Origin of the sequence: Rhodomicrobium vannielii ATCC 17100, assembly GCF_000166055.1 — a bacterium.
Taxonomy (GTDB): Bacteria; Pseudomonadota; Alphaproteobacteria; order Rhizobiales; family Rhodomicrobiaceae; genus Rhodomicrobium; species Rhodomicrobium vannielii.
On record NC_014664.1, the window covers coordinates 1524534 to 1540600 of the forward strand.

The 16067-nt window shown below is 63.0% G+C and carries 13 protein-coding genes; 7 read left to right on the forward strand and 6 right to left on the reverse strand.

Annotation, left to right across the window (positions count from 1 at the left end; all coding sequences use genetic code 11):
* Positions 1–135: 135 nt before the first annotated feature.
* The 3 genes from RVAN_RS06955 (at position 136) to RVAN_RS06965 (ending at position 2296) form a co-directional block, all read left to right on the forward strand.
* Positions 136–684 (forward strand): DUF2087 domain-containing protein, encoded by a 549-nt coding sequence (locus RVAN_RS06955; RefSeq protein ID WP_013419044.1) that lies wholly within the window; start codon positions 136–138, stop codon positions 682–684.
* A 139-nt stretch (positions 685–823) separates the two neighbouring features.
* Positions 824–1492 (forward strand): pyridoxamine 5'-phosphate oxidase family protein, encoded by a 669-nt coding sequence (locus RVAN_RS06960; protein ID WP_013419045.1) that lies wholly within the window; start codon positions 824–826, stop codon positions 1490–1492.
* Positions 1493–1570: 78 nt separating this feature from the next.
* The gene (locus tag RVAN_RS06965; RefSeq protein WP_013419046.1) at positions 1571–2296 is read left to right on the forward strand and encodes a type 1 glutamine amidotransferase; all 726 of its coding nucleotides are present in this window, start codon (positions 1571–1573) and stop codon (positions 2294–2296) included.
* Positions 2297–2317: 21 nt separating this feature from the next.
* Here the strand turns inward: RVAN_RS06965 and RVAN_RS06970 are convergent, their stop codons facing one another.
* The gene (locus RVAN_RS06970) at positions 2318–2854 is read right to left on the reverse strand and encodes an NYN domain-containing protein (RefSeq protein WP_013419047.1); all 537 of its coding nucleotides are present in this window, start codon (positions 2852–2854) and stop codon (positions 2318–2320) included.
* 166 nt (positions 2855–3020) lie between these two features.
* Positions 3021–3599: a Spy/CpxP family protein refolding chaperone gene (locus RVAN_RS18795; RefSeq protein ID WP_013419048.1), complete on the reverse strand. Its 579-nt coding sequence runs from the start codon at positions 3597–3599 to the stop codon at positions 3021–3023.
* A 260-nt stretch (positions 3600–3859) separates the two neighbouring features.
* On the opposite strand from RVAN_RS18795, the gene RVAN_RS06980 reads away from it, so the two are divergent.
* From RVAN_RS06980 to RVAN_RS18800, 3 genes are all read left to right on the forward strand, one after another.
* Entirely contained in the window at positions 3860–5500 is a 1641-nt protein-coding gene (locus RVAN_RS06980; RefSeq protein WP_013419049.1) for an alpha-D-glucose phosphate-specific phosphoglucomutase, read from the forward strand.
* A 157-nt stretch (positions 5501–5657) separates the two neighbouring features.
* Positions 5658–6392, forward strand: coding sequence for a response regulator (locus RVAN_RS06985; RefSeq protein ID WP_013419050.1), 735 nt, complete (start codon positions 5658–5660; stop codon positions 6390–6392).
* A gap of 4 nt (positions 6393–6396) precedes the next feature.
* Positions 6397–7854, forward strand: coding sequence for a sensor histidine kinase (locus tag RVAN_RS18800; protein ID WP_013419051.1), 1458 nt, complete (start codon positions 6397–6399; stop codon positions 7852–7854).
* A 49-nt stretch (positions 7855–7903) separates the two neighbouring features.
* Here RVAN_RS18800 and parC read toward each other — a convergent pair whose 3' ends face one another.
* From parC to RVAN_RS07010, 4 genes are all read right to left on the reverse strand, one after another.
* Entirely contained in the window at positions 7904–10156 is a 2253-nt protein-coding gene (gene parC / locus RVAN_RS06995) for a DNA topoisomerase IV subunit A (RefSeq protein WP_013419052.1), read from the reverse strand.
* Between the two features lie 221 nt (positions 10157–10377).
* Positions 10378–12231, reverse strand: a complete 1854-nt coding sequence (locus RVAN_RS07000) for a PHA/PHB synthase family protein (RefSeq protein ID WP_041787322.1) — start codon at positions 12229–12231, stop codon at positions 10378–10380.
* Between the two features lie 229 nt (positions 12232–12460).
* Positions 12461–13177 (reverse strand): transcriptional repressor LexA, encoded by a 717-nt coding sequence (gene lexA / locus RVAN_RS07005; RefSeq protein ID WP_041787323.1) that lies wholly within the window; start codon positions 13175–13177, stop codon positions 12461–12463.
* Between the two features lie 204 nt (positions 13178–13381).
* Positions 13382–14860 carry a DHA2 family efflux MFS transporter permease subunit gene (locus tag RVAN_RS07010; RefSeq protein ID WP_013419055.1) on the reverse strand — a complete coding sequence of 493 codons (1479 nt, stop codon included), beginning with the start codon at positions 14858–14860 and terminating at the stop codon, positions 13382–13384.
* Positions 14861–15098: 238 nt separating this feature from the next.
* Here RVAN_RS07010 and RVAN_RS07015 point away from each other — a divergent pair, with 238 nt between their 5' ends.
* Entirely contained in the window at positions 15099–16067 is a 969-nt protein-coding gene (locus RVAN_RS07015; RefSeq protein WP_013419056.1) for a hypothetical protein, read from the forward strand.

The window sequence follows — 16067 nt, forward strand, 5'->3', positions numbered from 1 at the left end:
TCACCGAGGCGTCGCTGTTCCCTTTGGGAAGCTAAACCTGCCCTCATTATCCTTCGACGGGACACCCTCGGTGCCAGTCGTCAAGAGCGACCCGCGACCCGTTCTCCAAGCGGTTTGGCGCCATGAGGATGAGCCATGTCCAGAACCGTATTTCCTTACGCCGCCACCGATATTTCCGCACTCGCCCGTTCACTCGGCCGCGAGCTTGAAACCACGCCAGAAAAGCCCGGCCACGTCGAATTGCTCAACATGCTCGCGCGGGGAGCAGGATTTCGCAACTTTCAGCATTTCCGGGCGCAACAAGAGGCCGAGGCCAAGCTCGAACGCACGCCTATTGCGCCCGAGCCCGTGGATTTTGTTCGCGTCGAACGCCTCGCGCGGTATTTCGATGCCGCCGGGCGCTTCATCCGCTGGCCCTCCAAGGCAAGCCACCGCGATCTCTGCCTTTGGGTGATGTGGTCGCGGTGGCCCGCAGGTCTGGTTCTCCACGAGCGCGAGGTCAACGGCCTTCTCAACGCAAACCATCTGTTCGGCGATCACGCGCTGCTCAGGCGGGAGATGGTCGACACAGGTCTTCTGACCCGAACGCCGGACTGCCGCGAATATCGACGCGTCGAGAAAAAGCCTCCGGCGGATGCGGTCGCGCTGATCCGGCACGTTGGGCGCGCGTGCCAAGTGCAGTGAAGTGAAGTGAGGCGTAGGAGTTTGCTCGGCGCGTGATTCAACGTGCACCAAACGCGTGCGCCAACACACAAGCTCACGCCTGGCCTCGATCTTGCTAACGGAACTTATATATAGAGTGATACAAGAAAGGTTCCCGATCATGACCGAGGCCGAAACTCCGAGCAGCACTCCCCCGAGCGCGCGCACGACCGTCAACCGCTATCGCTGGCTCGCGAAGTACGACAAGGACACCATCCACGCCATCCTCGATGCGCAGCCGCTCTGCCACGTGGCGTTCATCCACGACGGCAAGCCTATCGTGACGCCGACGATGCAATGGCGCGAGGGCGACCGCATCTACTGGCACGGCGCGGCGGCCGGGCGCGCGATGAAGGCTTCGACGAGTGCGGAGGTCTGTCTTTGCGTCTCGATTCTCGACGGATTTGTCATGGCGCGCGCCGCTTTTAACTTCAATGTCAATCATCGCTCCGTGATGGTGTTCGGCAAGGCCGAGCAAGTTACCGACCGCGCGGAGAAGGAGCGGCAGTTGAAGCGCATGGTCGATGGCTATGTCGCGGGCCAATGGGATCGTCTGCGCCCCGTCACCGAGGCCGAGATGAACGCAACCACGATCCTGTCGCTTTCGCTCGACGAGGCGTCCGCGAAGGTGCGCACCGGTCATCCCGAAGACAATGATGCCGACTATGATTTTCCGGCGTGGGCGGGTACGATCCCGATCCGCTTCGATGTCGGCGAACCGATCCCCGACCCGCGCAATCTGCCGGGCGTGGAAATGCCGGCCGGTGTGAAGGACTTCAAGATCGGCTAGACTCCTATTATCTTTCTGACATGTTTTCATCGCGCGAGGCGGGCTCCGTTTCGCGCGAAAACGCTTCGGGGGTTCACCATGCGCATTCTCGTTTTCCAGCATCTCGCGGTTGAACATCCCGGCGTCTTCCTCGATTTCTGGCTCGACGCGGGCCATGAGGTGCTGGCGGTCGAACTCGACGAAGGGGACGAGATTCCCGACCTCGAAGAGTTCGACCTGCTCGTCGCCATGGGTGGCCCGATGGACGTCTGGCAGGAAGACGAATTGCCTTGGCTCGCGGACGAAAAGCGCGCGATCCGCCGTTGGGTGGTCGAGCTTGGCCGCCCGTATCTCGGCATTTGTCTTGGACATCAGCTTCTCGCGGCGGCGCTTGGCGGCGAGGTCGGCCCGATGGCCGCGCCCGAGGTCGGCTTCACGCATGTCGACCTGACCGAAGCGGGTCTCGCCGATCCGATCTTTCGGGGCTTCCCGCCTCGCGCGGAAATCTTCCAGTGGCACGGCTCGGAGGTGAAGCGCCTGCCCGAAGGTGGTGTCGTGCTCGCATCCAACGCAGCCTGCACCACGCAGGCGATACGCGTCGGCCGCCACGCCTACGGTTTCCAGTACCATGTCGAGATCACTCCCGACACGGTGCCCGAATGGCGCGACATCCCGGAATACGCCGCGAGCCTCGAAAAAGCGCTGGGCAAGGAAGGCGCGGCGGCGCTTGAAGGCGAGACGGAAGCGCGGCTGCCAGCCTTCAACGAAGCCGCGCGTCGGCTTGACGACAATCTGATGGCGCTGATCTCCCCCACGAACGCGTAACTTCGGCAGGCGGCAAATTGGCTACGCTGCGGGCGCGCGTCCGATCATGGGTGCGAGGTCCGCGAGGTCGATGAACTGATCGGCCATGCGGCGAAGATCGTCGGCGACGATGGGCGGCTGCGTGCGGATCGTGGATACGACGGTCACACGCCGCCCCCTCCGCTGCAAGGCCGACACCAGACCGCAGAAATCGCCAAGGCCCGAAAACAGCACAATATGGTCGAGCGAGTTCGCGAGACTCAACGCGTCAACCGCCAGTTCGATGTCCATGCCACTCTTGATCTTGCGTCGGCCGTTCGCATCCACGTAGTCCTTCGCGGGCTTCGTGATGACGGTGTAGCCATTATACTGAAGCCAGTCCGAGACGCCGCGCAGCGGCGAGGTGGCGAAATCGTCGGCGATCGGGAGATAGTAGTTCACGCGAATGAGTTGGCCCGAGTTGCGAAACAGCCGCAGAAGCGAGCCGTAATCGATCATGAAACCGAGCGTTCTCGCCGCCGCAAACAGATTCGGCCCGTCGAGAAATAGCCCGAGGCGTTCGTTCTGGTAAAATTGCATCTTCGAAAAAGGTCCACAAAGGTTGGAGAAGCTGGGAAAAGGGAAAGCGCGGCGGCCTTCCCTCCTCTGGAGCGGCGCCCAACGAACGTGCATGCCGCTCCATGCCATTGATTTGATTGAGCCTATCGCCGATCGAAGTTATTCATTCGCGCGAGGATCAATCTCCTCACGAGCGATGCTCATGCGGCGGAGGGGGCGGCGGAAAGCGCAACCGGGCTTCCGCATCGGCGAGTTTCGTCAGCTGCTCCGGCGTGAGCTTGGCGCGAAGGGCCTCGACGGACTTGACGAGCGCGTCGGCGGATTTTGCCCGCTGGCTCGCGGACTCGGCGAGGCGCAACGCCAGTTCGAACGGCTTCGCCTTTTCAGGCGCGTCAGCGGGAACCGGAGGTTTCGGCGGGCGGGGCGGCTGGGCGACCGCAAGGAACGCATCGGTGAAATCGCGCCAGGCGTCGATCTGGTTCGCGCGGATGCCGATCTCGGTTTCTAGTGTGGAAAGCACCTGCGCGAGCGGGGGCCGGGGCGGATGGCGGAAGCCGTCGCGCGAGAACGGCGGAGCGTCGCCGCGAGGTGCGCCCGGACCAGCGGCCTCACCCGGTCCACCGGGGGCGCCCGGCAACGGCGGCTGAGCGGCGAACGCAACGTTCGGAAGCGGCGGGCGATCCGGCGTCTGCGCGGAAGCCGAAGATGCGATGCACGGGACCAGAAGCGCTGCAACAAGCGCGCCCCGCGAGAGTGAGCAAACCATCGAATATACTCCTTGTTCGATAGCCGGAGCTTACGGTTCGCAAGGCCGATTTCGATGATCGCGAGGCGACGAAGTGTAACGCTCGGTTACATGATTACCTGTTCGCCGGTATTACCTGTTCGCCGGTGCAGACCGGGACATTGATGGAAGCCGAATATCCTCCCCCTGCTTCATCGGCGCCCATCACGCGTCATGATCCCGGCTGGCAAAAAATGGCGGCGCGGGTTATGCCAATTCCAACCAACGCCTGCGGAGCTCCCATGAAAATCCAGCGTATCGCGACCACCCCGATCGAGGGCATGAAACCCGGCACGAGCGGGCTGCGCAAAAGGGTGACCGAGTTTGCCCAAGGGCATTACCTCGCGAACTTCGTTCAATCGGTGTTCAACGCGGTCCGGCCGCCTGAGGGCTTCGGCGGCGTTACGCTGGTGGTCGGCGGCGACGGGCGCTATTTCAACGCGGAAGCGATCCAGACGGTCATCCGCATCGCGGCGGCCAACGGCGTCGAACGCTTGCTGGTCGGCGCGGGCGGCATCCTTTCCACGCCCGCTGCGTCGTGCGTCATTCGCAAGCACAAGGCGTTCGGCGGGCTGATCCTGTCGGCCAGCCACAACCCCGGCGGACCCGACGGCGACTTCGGCATCAAGTTCAACGCCGCGAACGGCGGCCCCGCGCCGGAAAAGATTACCGACGCGATCTATGCCGAAACGCTGGCGATCAAGGAAATCCGGACGCTCGACACCCCCGATATCGACCTGAATCAGATCGGCAGCCACCGCCTCGGCGATACGCAGGTCGAGGTGATCGATCCCGTCGCGGATTATGTCGAGCTGATGCGCGAGCTTTTCGACTTTCCGGCTCTGCGTGCGAAGTTCGCATCGGGCCTGACATTTGCGTTCGATGCGATGCATGCGGTCACTGGCCCCTACGCCCACGCCATCTTCGAGCGCGAGCTTGGCGCGCCCGCCGGAACCGTTCGCAACGGCACGCCGCTTCCCGACTTTGGCGGCCACCACCCAGACCCTAATCTGGTGCACGCCAAGGAACTGCTCGATCTGATGATGAGCGCCGACGCGCCCGATCTCGGCGCGGCTTCGGATGGCGACGGGGACCGCAACCTCATCATCGGGCGCGGCATTTTCATCTCGCCCTCGGATTCGCTCGCGATGCTTGCGGCGAATGCCCATCTCGCGCCGGCTTATCGCAACGGGATCGCGGGCGTGGCTCGCTCGATGCCAACGAGCGGCGCCGTGGATCGCGTCGCCGACAAGCTCGGCGTGCCCTGCTACGAGACACCCACCGGCTGGAAGTTCTTCGGCAACCTGCTCGACGCGGGACGCATCACGATTTGCGGCGAGGAAAGCGCGGGCACCGGCAGCAACCACGTGCGCGAGAAGGACGGCATCTGGGCGGTGCTGCTGTGGCTGAGCATCCTGGCGGCGCGTGGCCAGAGCGCGGCCGAAATCGCGAAGGAACATTGGGCGACATACGGGCGCAATTATTACACTCGCCACGACTATGAGGGCGTGGATACGTCAGCGGCGCAGGGGCTGATGAGTGCGCTTGAGGCGCGGCTGAGGGGCCTCGTCGGCACCACCGTGGGCGGCCGCCGGGTCGCGATGGCCGATAACTTCAGCTACACGGACCCGGTGGACGGCAGCGTTTCGAAGAATCAGGGGCTTCGCATCGTTTTCGAAGACGGGTCGCGGATCGTATACCGCCTGTCGGGGACGGGCACGACGGGCTCGACGCTGCGCGTATACATCGAGCGCTACGAAGCCGATCCGGCTCGCCTGGCGCAAGAGACGCAGGAGGCGCTGGCGGACCTGATCGCAACGGCCGATGAACTGGCCGGGATACGCGAGCGTACCGGGCGCGCGCAGCCGGATGTGATTACCTGAGGTATAACGCGAACGCCTCCACACATGACTTATGCGGCGACGGTACGGCAATGGATCGGCGCGAGGCGACCGCGTGTAACGCTCGTTTACACGCGGAGGGTGGCGGCGTAAGCTTTGCCCCTTTATAGGTGCGCAAGTCCGGTAAGCGGAGGTTACCTTGGCTTCGACACCTCATATTCTCGTCGTGGATGACGACAGGCGCATCAGGACCAGCCTGAAGCGCTTTCTCACCGACAACGGCATGCGTGTTACGGAAGTCGCCGACGGCGTTGCCATGTTCGCCGCTGTCGAGGCGGGGCGGTTCGATCTGATCGTGCTCGACGTGATGATGCCGGGCGAGGACGGGCTTTCGCTCTGCCGCAGACTTCGCGGGACGAGCAAGATTCCAGTCGTGCTGCTCACCGCCATGTCCGGCGAGACGGATCGCATCATCGGCCTCGAAATCGGCGCGGACGACTATGTGTGCAAGCCCTTCAGTCCGCGCGAGCTTCTCGCCCGCATCCGCGCCGTGCTGAGGCGAACCGGCGACGCCGCGTCCGAAACGAGAGTGGCGGGCCTCACCTATGTCTTCGAGAACTGGCGGCTCGACGTGGTGCGCCGGACGCTGCGCAATCCCGAGGGCGCGCTCGTGGACCTGACCGCGGGCGAGCACGATCTCCTGCTCGCCTTCCTCGAACGGCCGCAGCACGTCCTCACACGCGACCAGCTTCTCGATCTCGCGCGCGGCCGCGTGGCGTCGCCCTTCGATCGCAGCATCGACGTGCAGGTGTCGCGGCTGCGCCGCAAGATCGAGGCCGACCCACAGACGCCCGAACTTATCAAGACCGTGCGCAGCGGCGGCTACATCTTCTGCGCGCCGGTTGCGGTCGAAGACACAAGACAATCGGCGTGACGGAATGAGACTGCCGAGCCTTCGCCCGCGTTTCAGCCTCGGCACGCGCATCGCCATCACGACGCTGATTGCCCTCATCGCGGTGCAGGCGCTGAACTCGGCCGTCTTTTTCCTGATGCCGCGCCCGCCCGTAACGGTTTACAGCGCGCGCTGGCTCATAGCCGAAGTGACCGAAACGACGCGCGCCGTCTTCGCCGTTCCCGAGGCGGAGCGGCAGGTCGCCGCAAGAGAATTCGCAACCCGCACCGGCCTCGAAATCCGCTGGCACCCGCGCGAAATGGCCCCGCCGCCCCCTCCGCCCGACTTTCCGCTCACCGGACGCCGCTCGTTCCATGAAAGGATCCGCGCGACCCTTGCCAGCGAACTCGACGGATCGGGCACGGGCGTCATCATCACGAGCCGAGGCCCGCCGTCATTTCCGAGGCTGGAGCCTGGCGAAACGCGCTTCGTTCCCCCGGAGTTCATGAAGGCGATGCGGACCGGCCCCCTTGAACCCGGGGAGGGCGATCTTCCGCTGTTCGGCGATTTCGAGATCGTCATGCAGGGCATTAACGGCGACACGCTCACGATCGGGCCGAACCGCCCGCCGCGATTCGCACCCTTCTTCGATCCGAGGATGGCGAGCATCCTGTGTGCCATCCTGCTTGTGGTGATTCTGTCCGCGATAACGTCGCGCCGTGTCCTCGCTCCGCTCAGCCGACTCGTGGATGCCGCCCAGCGTCTCGGCCGCACGCGCGACCCGGTTCCAATCGACACGACCAATCTGAACGAGTTCACCGTCGTCGCCGAGGCGCTGAATGACATGCAGGACCGCATCAAGCGCTTCATCGACGAACGAACGCAGATGCTTGCCGCGATCTCGCATGACCTGCGCTCCTCGCTCACCGGCCTTCGCCTGGATGCCGAGCGGCTGCAGGACGGCGGGACCAAGGACGACCTCATCGCCGCCATGGAGGAGATGGAGCGGATGATTTCGGCGACGCTCACCTTCGCCGGCGACGACCTCAAGGGCGAGCGCGCCGAACGCGTGGATCTCGCGGCGATGCTCATCAGCCTGTGCGATACGTTCTCCGACCGCGGCCGCCCCGCCGAGTATGAGGGACCGGATCACGCCTTTCTCATCTGCCAGCCGACCGCGATGAAACGCGTCTTCGCCAACCTGATCGATAATGCGGTGAAGTACGGCAGCCGCGCGGAGGTTCGGCTGGCGGCGAAGGAGGACGGCGTCGAGGTGACGGTGGCCGATCACGGGCCGGGCATTCCGCCGGGCAAGACGGAGATCGCCTTCCAGCCGTTCCGCCGCCTCGAAGATTCCCGCTGCCCCGAGACGGGCGGCGTCGGCCTCGGCCTCGCCATCGCGCGGGACATCGTGCGAGCCCATGGCGGCGAAATCGCACTGGCGAACAGGCGCGAAGGCGGCCTCAGGGTGCGGGTGTGGCTCCCTGCCGCCAGCGCGTCGTAGGCGGCCTGCAACCTACCGGAAAGCGCGCCGAAAACGCCTCGCGAGCCGATCAGGCGGTTTCGAACCCCGTCAGCCCGAAGCGGCCCGATTTCGGCCAGCCCTTCGGTACGGCCGAGCCAGCAGCCGCGCGCGCGCCCTTGAACTCGTCCAGTTCGGTCACGGTGCGAACACGCCCTGACGTATCGCTGAGCTTGAGGCCCGTCGCCGCCGTGAACACCTGCACATCGGCGAGGCCGCCATCCTTGTATTTCTGGAGGCGAACGCCGCGACCGCGCGTCAATTCGTTCAGCTCGGCGAGCGGGAACACGAGCAACCGGCGGTTCTCGCCGACCACGGCCACCGCATCCCCTTCCGCCGGGCGACACAACAGAGCGCGCTCGCCATCGCCGAGGTTCAGCACCTGCTTGCCCTTGCGCGTCTGCGCGACGACCTCATCCTCGGTCACAACGAAGCCGTTGCCCACACTCGACGCCACGACGAGCTTGCGGCCCGGCTTGTGCACGAAGGTTTCAAGCAGTTCGTCCGCCTCGTCCAGATCGATCATGAGACGCACTGGCTCCCCCTGCCCGCGCCCGCCCGGAAGCTCGCTCGCTTCGAGCGTGTAGAATTTCCCGTTGGTGGCGAACAGCACGATCTTGTCCGTCGTCTGCGCCTTGATCGCGACCTTCAGCACATCGTCCGTCTTGAAGGTAAGCTTGGCGAGATCGCCGTCATGGCCCTTCAGCGCGCGGATCCAGCCCTTCTCCGACAGCACAACCGTCACCGGCTCCTTGTCGATCAGCGCTTCCTCGACGGCCACGTCGATGTCCGGCAGCGCCGCGGTGACGGTCTTCCGTTTGCCGAGCGGCGTCGCCTTGCCGAACTGCTTCTTGATGCCCTTGATCTCGGCCGAAATCCTGTCCCATTGCATCTCGTCGGAGCCCAGAAGCTCGACCAGCCCTTCGCGCTCCGTCGTGAGGCGATCGTTCTCGGCGCGGATTTCGATCTCTTCGAGCTTGCGCAGCGACCGCAGCCGCATGTTGAGGATCGCTTCGGCCTGCACGTCGGTCAGCGCGAAGCGCGCGATCAACGCCGGCTTCGGCTCGTCCTCGTTACGGATGATGCGGATCACTTCGTCGAGGTTCAGATAGGCGATGAGCAGGCCGCCCAGCACTTCGAGCCGGTGATCGATTTCGCGCAACCGATGCTCGGAGCGGCGGCGCAGCACGACGCGGCGATGGTCGAGCCACTCCTGAAGCACCTGCGCGAGGCCCAGCACCTGCGGCACCTGCCCCTTCGACAGCACCGTCATGTTGAGCGGGATGCGCGCCTCAAGCTCGGTCAGGCGGAAAAGCTGCTCCATAAGCAGCGCCGCGTCCACGTTGCGTGATTTCGGCTCGATGACAATGCGGATGTCCTCGGCGCTTTCGTCGTCGATGTCGCCGAGCAGCGGCAGCTTCTTCGCCTGAAGCAGGTCGGCCATCTTCTCGATAAGCCGCGACTTCTGCACGCCATAGGGGATTTCGGTGACGATGATCTGATAGCCGCCGCGCCCCGTGTCCTCGGTATGCCAGCGCGCGCGCAGGCGGAACGAGCCGCGCCCCGTGCGGTAGGCTTCAACGAGGCCCGCCGTGTCGTCCACGAGCACGCCGCCGGTCGGGAAGTCCGGCCCCGGCAGATAGGTGAGCAGCGTCTCGACGCTCGCCTTCGGGTGCTTGATGAGATAAAGCGCCGCGTCGCAAACCTCGTCGGCGTTGTGCGGCGGGATCGACGTTGCCATACCGACCGCGATGCCCGACGAACCGTTCGCGAGCAGGTTCGGGAAGGCGGCGGGCAGCACCACCGGTTCCTCTTCCTCGCCGTCGTAGGTCTCGCGAAAATCGACCGTGTCCTCGTCGATGCCGTCGAGCAGCGCGGCCGCGATGGCCGTCATGCGCGCTTCGGTGTACCGCATCGCGGCCGCGTTATCGCCGTCGATATTGCCGAAATTGCCCTGCCCGTCGACGAGCGGGTAGCGCTGCGAGAAGCTCTGCGCGAGGCGCACCAACGCGTCGTAGACCGACTGATCGCCGTGTGGGTGATATTTACCGATCACGTCGCCTACGACGCGCGCGCATTTCTTGAAGCCGCCCGCCGGGTCGAGCTTCAATTGTCGCATCGCGAACAGCAGGCGGCGGTGCACCGGCTTCAGGCCGTCGCGGACGTCGGGCAACGCGCGATGCATGATGGTGGAGAGCGCGTAGGCGAGGTAGCGCTCTTCGAGCGCGTCCTTCAGCCGGATCGGCTCGATGGGGGGGGGTGCGAGAATCGTTTCGTCGGCCATGGGGAAGAGGTAGCGGGTTCGCAGCGGCGGCTCAAGGGCGGATCAGATTGCCGTCGCTCGAAATGGCGAAGCTATTTCGGCTTATTCTGGATCAGCCGCACCGATATCGGTCCCTCATCTTTTACGGTTAGTCGTTCAGGCGAGAAGTTAACGTTGGATTCTGTATCGAGAGGAAAGAGGTAGAAGGCGGGCATCGCGCGCCCGCCACGTGGCGTCAGAGCCTACGCCCCCGCGCGCACGTAGGATCCCGGCGCGTCCTCGATGGGCGCGTAGCCGTTGCCGCCGGGTTCGCGCGGCGGAACCTTGTCGCCGGCAAGCGCGCCGAGCCACTTCGCGTAATCCGGCCACCACGAACCCGCATATTCCTTCGCGCGCGCCACGAACGCGTCGACGGTCGGGATCGATTTCGGATCGCCGTCCTCAAGGATCCAGTGCTGGTATTTCGACCGGCTGGTGGGGTTGACGACGCCCGCGATGTGCCCCGACCCGGCCAGCACGAAGCGTACCGGCCCGCCGAACAGCTTCGAGCCGACAAGCACCGACTGCGCGGGCGCGATGTGGTCCTCACGCGTGGCGAGTTCATAGATCGGGATCGTCACGCGGGACAGGTCGAGCGGCACGCCGCCGAGCGACAGAAGCCCACGCGCGAGCTTGTTGTCACGATAGAACTCGCGCAGGTAGAAGCTGTGGTTCGCGGGCGGCATGCGCGTCGAATCCGCGTTCCAGTAAAGAAGGTCGAACGGGAACGGCTGCTTGCCGAGCAGGTAATTGTTGACGATGTAGGGCCAGATGAGGTCACGCGGGCGGAGCATATTGAAAACCGCCGACATACGCGCGCCGTCGAGGAAGCCGCGTTCCGCCATCACTTCGTCGAGCGCCTTCAATTGCTCGTCGTCGATGAAGACGAGCAGATCGCCTGCGTGGCTGAAATCGGTTTGCGCCGCGAGGAATGTGGCCGAGGCGATGCGGTCGTCGCCGGTCGCGGCCATATAGGCGAGCGTGCTAGCGAGCAGCGTGCCGCCGACGCAATAGCCGACCGCGTTGGTGCGCGGCTCGCCCGTGATTCGAAGCACCGCCTCGGTCGCGTCGAGCACGCCCTCGCGCATGTAATTCTCGAACGATTTCGAAGCAAGGCTCGCGTCCGGATTGACCCAGGAAACCACAAAGACTGTGAAACCCTGATCGACGACCCATTTGATGAAAGACTTCGGCGGCGTCAGGTCGAGGATGTAATATTTGTTGATCCACGGAGGCACAATCATCAGCGGCACGCGATACACGCTCTCGGTCGACGGCGTGTACTGGATGAGCTGCATGATGTCGTTTTGGTAGACGACCTTCCCCGGCGTGACGGCGAGATTCTTGCCCACCTCGAACGCCGACATGTCGGTCTGTCGGATGCGGAGAAGCTCGCCCGACTGGTTCAGATCTTCGACGAGGTGCTGCATCCCCTCGGCGAGGTTCTGCCCTCCGGTCGAAACCGTGGTGCGGATCACCTCCGGATTGGTGAACGGGAAATTCGAGGGCGAAAGCGCGGTCACGATCTGGTTCAGATAAAAATCCGCGCGCATCTTCGCATGTTTATCGACGGTCGACGCGTTTTCGACGAGATCGCCCGCCCATTTTCCGGTCAGGAGATAGGCCTGCTTCAGGAAATCGAAAAACGCGTTATCGGACCACTCCTTGTCCTTGAAGCGCGGATCGCTGGGAGCCGGCTCGATCAGCGGCTTGACCTCTTCGCCAAGGAAACGCTGATAGGTTCGCCCCCAAAGATCGATGAGATCCTCGTTAAGCTTCGCCTGGGCTGCGGCAAGCTTCTGCGGATCGTTCATCCAATATTGCGCGATCGGCGCGAAAATCTTGCCGATGTCCGCCATTCCGCCCGCAACCGTGAAAGCTCCAGAGCGCTTGTCCTTGTCCTCGTAGATTTTCGCGACGGCCTGCCCGCTTGCCTCGAAGGCGCGAAGAAGGTTCGTCGCGAATTGCTCCGGAGACTGAAGGCCCGGCAAAGGTCTGGATGGCGCCGGGCCGCTTGCGGCTTCTCGCTTGTCGCCTTTTTGACGCTTGTCTGACATCCGTGCGTAGCTCTCCCAAACCGCAAAGTTATTCTTGCGTCCTTTTGCGCCCGTTGAATCGAGCATGGACCAATAATATAACATTCTGGCGTCGTTTGGTGAGGGGCTAAAGGCATTTCTTAGCCCGCTGCAATAGTCCTCCGACTAAGTACGCACTATAGCGCTTCGTGCGCGCATGTCCCGCTTCCGCGTTGTCGTCATATCAGCCATGACTCGACGCGATGGCGACTTAAAATCGTCGCAGGAGCGCGACCAGCTTGCCTTGGATTTTCACGCGGTCTGGACCGAAAATCCGTGTCTCGTAAGCCGGGTTGGCGGGTTCGAGAGCAATCGATTGTCCACGCTTGCGAAGCCGCTTCAGCGTGGCCTCCTCGTCGTCGATGAGCGCGACCACGATATCCCCGCTCTCGGCAGCCGCCGTCTTTTTCAGAACGACGGTATCGCCCTCTTGAATGCCGGCCTCAATCATCGAATCGCCGCGTACTTCAAGCGCGAAATGATCGCCCGTCGAAAGGTATTCGGGCGGCATGACGAGAACGTGGCTGTGGTCCTCGATGGCCGAGCGGGGCACGCCCGCCGCGATGCGGCCCATGACGGGAACCGAAATGCCGCCATCGTCACGGTCGCGGATGAAAGGAGCCTGCGGTGCTTCTTCGAAAGACGAGCGGCGCGCCCCCTCGATCACGGTTGGCATGAAGCCTCGCCTTCGGTCGGCTTCAAACCCGACGCGGCGCTCCGGCATCTTCATCACCTCAAGCGCGCGAGCGCGGTGCGGAAGCCGTCGGATGAAGCCGCGCTCTTCCAGCGCCATGATGAGGCGATGAATACCAGACTTGGATTTGAGGTGCAGCGCCTCCTTCATTTCGTCGAACGACGGAGGAACGCCGGTCGCTTCAATGCGCTCGTTGATATAGAGAAGGAGTTGCTTTTGCTTCGGTGTCAGCATGGGCGGCCCGGTTGTGGCGAAGGACTTGTACAAACCAAGAACACCAATAAGCGTTCTCATTAAGTTCCGCAAGGGAAAAGGGCACTTTTGCAACCCGCCCTGCACAGATGGGAATCTGTAGCCTCCCGAGATTTCCCAATGGCTAATTCGCCTTTCATGGCACGAATTTCGGGAAAGAATGATGTCTTTGCGCGAAGCGGAAGATCAGCGATAGCCACGATTCATGCGAACCTGACTGCGATGGACGACGCGTTCTCCGTCTTCTCTTTTCAATCCGGCGAAGATGAAGGTCGATAGAATCGTCATGATCCCGAGGACGATGAAGGCTTCGTGAAGACCGAAGCCCATCATTGCCTTTTCACGCGAAGGCGCATGTTCTGGAATGAAGAACGCCGTGATAAGCCCCGCCGCCGCGATGCCGAAACTGATGGAAAGTTCCTGAGCGGTGCTTGCAATCGAGCCCGCGCTGCTTGTCTTGTGCTGGTCCATATCGGCATAGGCCATGCTGTTCATCGTCGTATACTGCAACGAGCTGAACGCGCCGTAGAGGGAGGCCTGCAACACGATGAGCCAGACGGGGGTGTATGGCCCCACGGTTGCGAACAGCATCAGGAGCGCCCCGAGAATGATCGTGTTCGACGTGAGCATGTTGCGATAGCCGAGGCGGTCGAGAATGCGGGACAGCGCAAGCTTCGCAAGAATGCCGCCGATAGCCTGGGGCATGATGAGCAGTCCCGACTGCATCGGCGTGAAGCCCAGCGGGATCTGGTAGAGGAGCGGCAGAAGGAAGGGCACGCCGCCAACGCCGAGGCGGGTGAAGAAGCTGCCGCTGACGGAGATGCGGAACGTGCGGATGCGGAACAGGCCAAGCTCAAGCAGCGGCCAACGTGTCCGCAGCGAATGATATCCGTAGGCGAGGATGAGGGCGACGGAAACCGCCAGAAGCGCGATGGTTTGGGATGGCGTCAGGATATGCTCGCCGAAGATCTCCAGCACGTAGGACATCAAGGCGACGCCTGCCCCGAAAAGCAGGAAGCCCTTTATGTCGGGTGGCCTTTTCTCTTCGCGATAATCGGGCAGATAACGGGCGACAAGGATAAGGCCGAGAATGCCAATCGGCACGTTCACGAAAAATATGAAGCTCCAATGGAGGTGAGCGACCATGAAGCCGCCCACCGTCGGGCCGATGACCGGGCCGATCCAGCCGGGAATGGTGACGAGGCTCAGGATGCGGATGAACTCGGTTCGATCGAACGTCCGCACCAGCGTCAGCCGACCCACGGGCACCATCATCGCGCCGCCGCACCCCTGAAGGATCCGGCAGGCGATGAGCATGTACATATTTTGCGAGAGCCCGGCGAGCAAAGACGCCAGCGTGAACAGCCCGATTGCCCCCGCGAACACGCGGCGCGTCCCGAAACGGTCCGCCATCCAACCGCTGATCGGGATGAAAATCGCCAGACTAAGCGTGTAACTCGCCAGCACGGCTTTCATGCTGAGCGGGGGCACGTCCATCGCTTTCGCGATCACCGGCACCGCCGTGTTGAGGATGGTCGTGTCGAGCGATTCCATGAAATACGCGACCGCGACCAGCCACGGCAGCAGCCGCTTGACCGCGTCGGATGGCGGCTCTGGGCATGTGCCACTCGTGTCGGTTCGACGAGTTCTTACCTGATCGTCCATAGGCCTGGCTGTTCTTGCTGGCAAAGCCGGATCAAAAGATCATAGACAGGCCGTATAGTAAAGTTTACAAGCTAAGCTTTAACGAGAAGCAATATTGCTAATGTCCTTATTCATATCCAAACAGTATTGTGATGCGCATTTTGATTTGCGTTTTTATTTATGGTGAACGGGCTCCGATTAGAATCGAGAGATTGGAAAGCTACAACGTTGGCCTTCCGGCGTTGAGCAGAAGGTTCAGATGCACATCGACTCGCCACTCGTTCTAGACCGCTATGAGGCTCGGATCGAAGAGTTCGACCGGCTGTTCATCGACGCATCGCTGGCGCAGGTTCATCCCCTGATCCGCAGTTGGGGCGCCGACGCCACCGAAGTGGAGTTGCATGAGACACAACGCAACGCAATCCGCGCGCTCGTGGAAAGCGGCGAGCGGATGGCGCGAGCCTCGCGCCATCGCCTATCGCTGCCGATAAGCCGCCTTATCGAAATCGAAGGCCACCGGCTGATTGCGACCCTCAACATGCAAAACGCGGCGGACGAACGCCCGTTCATCTGCCTTTTCCGCTCGACCATTCCGCCGGGCACGATCCCGGACTGGTCACGCCTGAAGCGACGGCTTCTCCATCGCTTTGCCGCGTTCGAGCCGAGGGCGGTTCTTTTCTTTCATCCGTCCCACCTCCCCCTCATCGCGGAAACTGCGGGCATCGACGATCACCTCCTCGCCGCTCCTGCTCGTGAAATCGCCGGGATGCCGAAGGCCGTGGGTTCCGAGCGCGTCTTCCTGAAACGAAGCACAAGCCTCGCGTTCTACCCGCGTTACAAGGCCGTCTACGAAGCGACCTATGTCGAGCGGCCAGAGCTACGCGGCGAGGTGCGAACCGAGACCGAGGGCAGCCTCGCCTATTGTCTCCGGCGCGGCTTCCTTTTCGAAATCTTCGTCGATGGCAAATGGGCAGGCGTCGTTGCGGCGAAGTGGCGGACGCTCGTCGGCATCCGTGGCGTCTTCATGGTCGAGATCGTGCTGGCAGGGGATGTGCGCGGGCAACGGCTCGGCCCAGCGGTCCACCAGCTTTTCGCCGAAGCCGTTGCGCAGGCGGAGCCGGGCGCGGTCATCATCGGCACGATTTCGGCGAAAAATCCGTGGTCACTCAAGGCCGCGCTGCGGGCCGGGCGGATCGAGATCGGCGCATGGCATTGGGTCGATTTGTGA

Bases quoted from the DNA above. Each gene is read 5' to 3' on its own strand.
- parC (WP_013419052.1), bottom strand. From the start codon at position 10,156: ATGGCCGACGAAACGATTCTCGCACCCCCCCCCATCGAGCCGATCCGG.
- lexA (WP_041787323.1), bottom strand. From the start codon at position 13,177: ATGCTGACACCGAAGCAAAAGCAACTCCTTCTCTATATCAACGAGCGC.
- RVAN_RS18800 (WP_013419051.1), top strand. From the start codon at position 6,397: ATGAGACTGCCGAGCCTTCGCCCGCGTTTCAGCCTCGGCACGCGCATC.
- RVAN_RS06960 (WP_013419045.1), top strand. From the start codon at position 824: ATGACCGAGGCCGAAACTCCGAGCAGCACTCCCCCGAGCGCGCGCACG.
- RVAN_RS18795 (WP_013419048.1), bottom strand. From the start codon at position 3,599: ATGGTTTGCTCACTCTCGCGGGGCGCGCTTGTTGCAGCGCTTCTGGTC.
- RVAN_RS06955 (WP_013419044.1), top strand. From the start codon at position 136: ATGTCCAGAACCGTATTTCCTTACGCCGCCACCGATATTTCCGCACTC.
- RVAN_RS07010 (WP_013419055.1), bottom strand. From the start codon at position 14,860: ATGGACGATCAGGTAAGAACTCGTCGAACCGACACGAGTGGCACATGC.
- RVAN_RS06965 (WP_013419046.1), top strand. From the start codon at position 1,571: ATGCGCATTCTCGTTTTCCAGCATCTCGCGGTTGAACATCCCGGCGTC.
- RVAN_RS06980 (WP_013419049.1), top strand. From the start codon at position 3,860: ATGAAAATCCAGCGTATCGCGACCACCCCGATCGAGGGCATGAAACCC.
- RVAN_RS07000 (WP_041787322.1), bottom strand. From the start codon at position 12,231: ATGTCAGACAAGCGTCAAAAAGGCGACAAGCGAGAAGCCGCAAGCGGC.
- RVAN_RS07015 (WP_013419056.1), top strand. From the start codon at position 15,099: ATGCACATCGACTCGCCACTCGTTCTAGACCGCTATGAGGCTCGGATC.
- RVAN_RS06970 (WP_013419047.1), bottom strand. From the start codon at position 2,854: ATGCAATTTTACCAGAACGAACGCCTCGGGCTATTTCTCGACGGGCCG.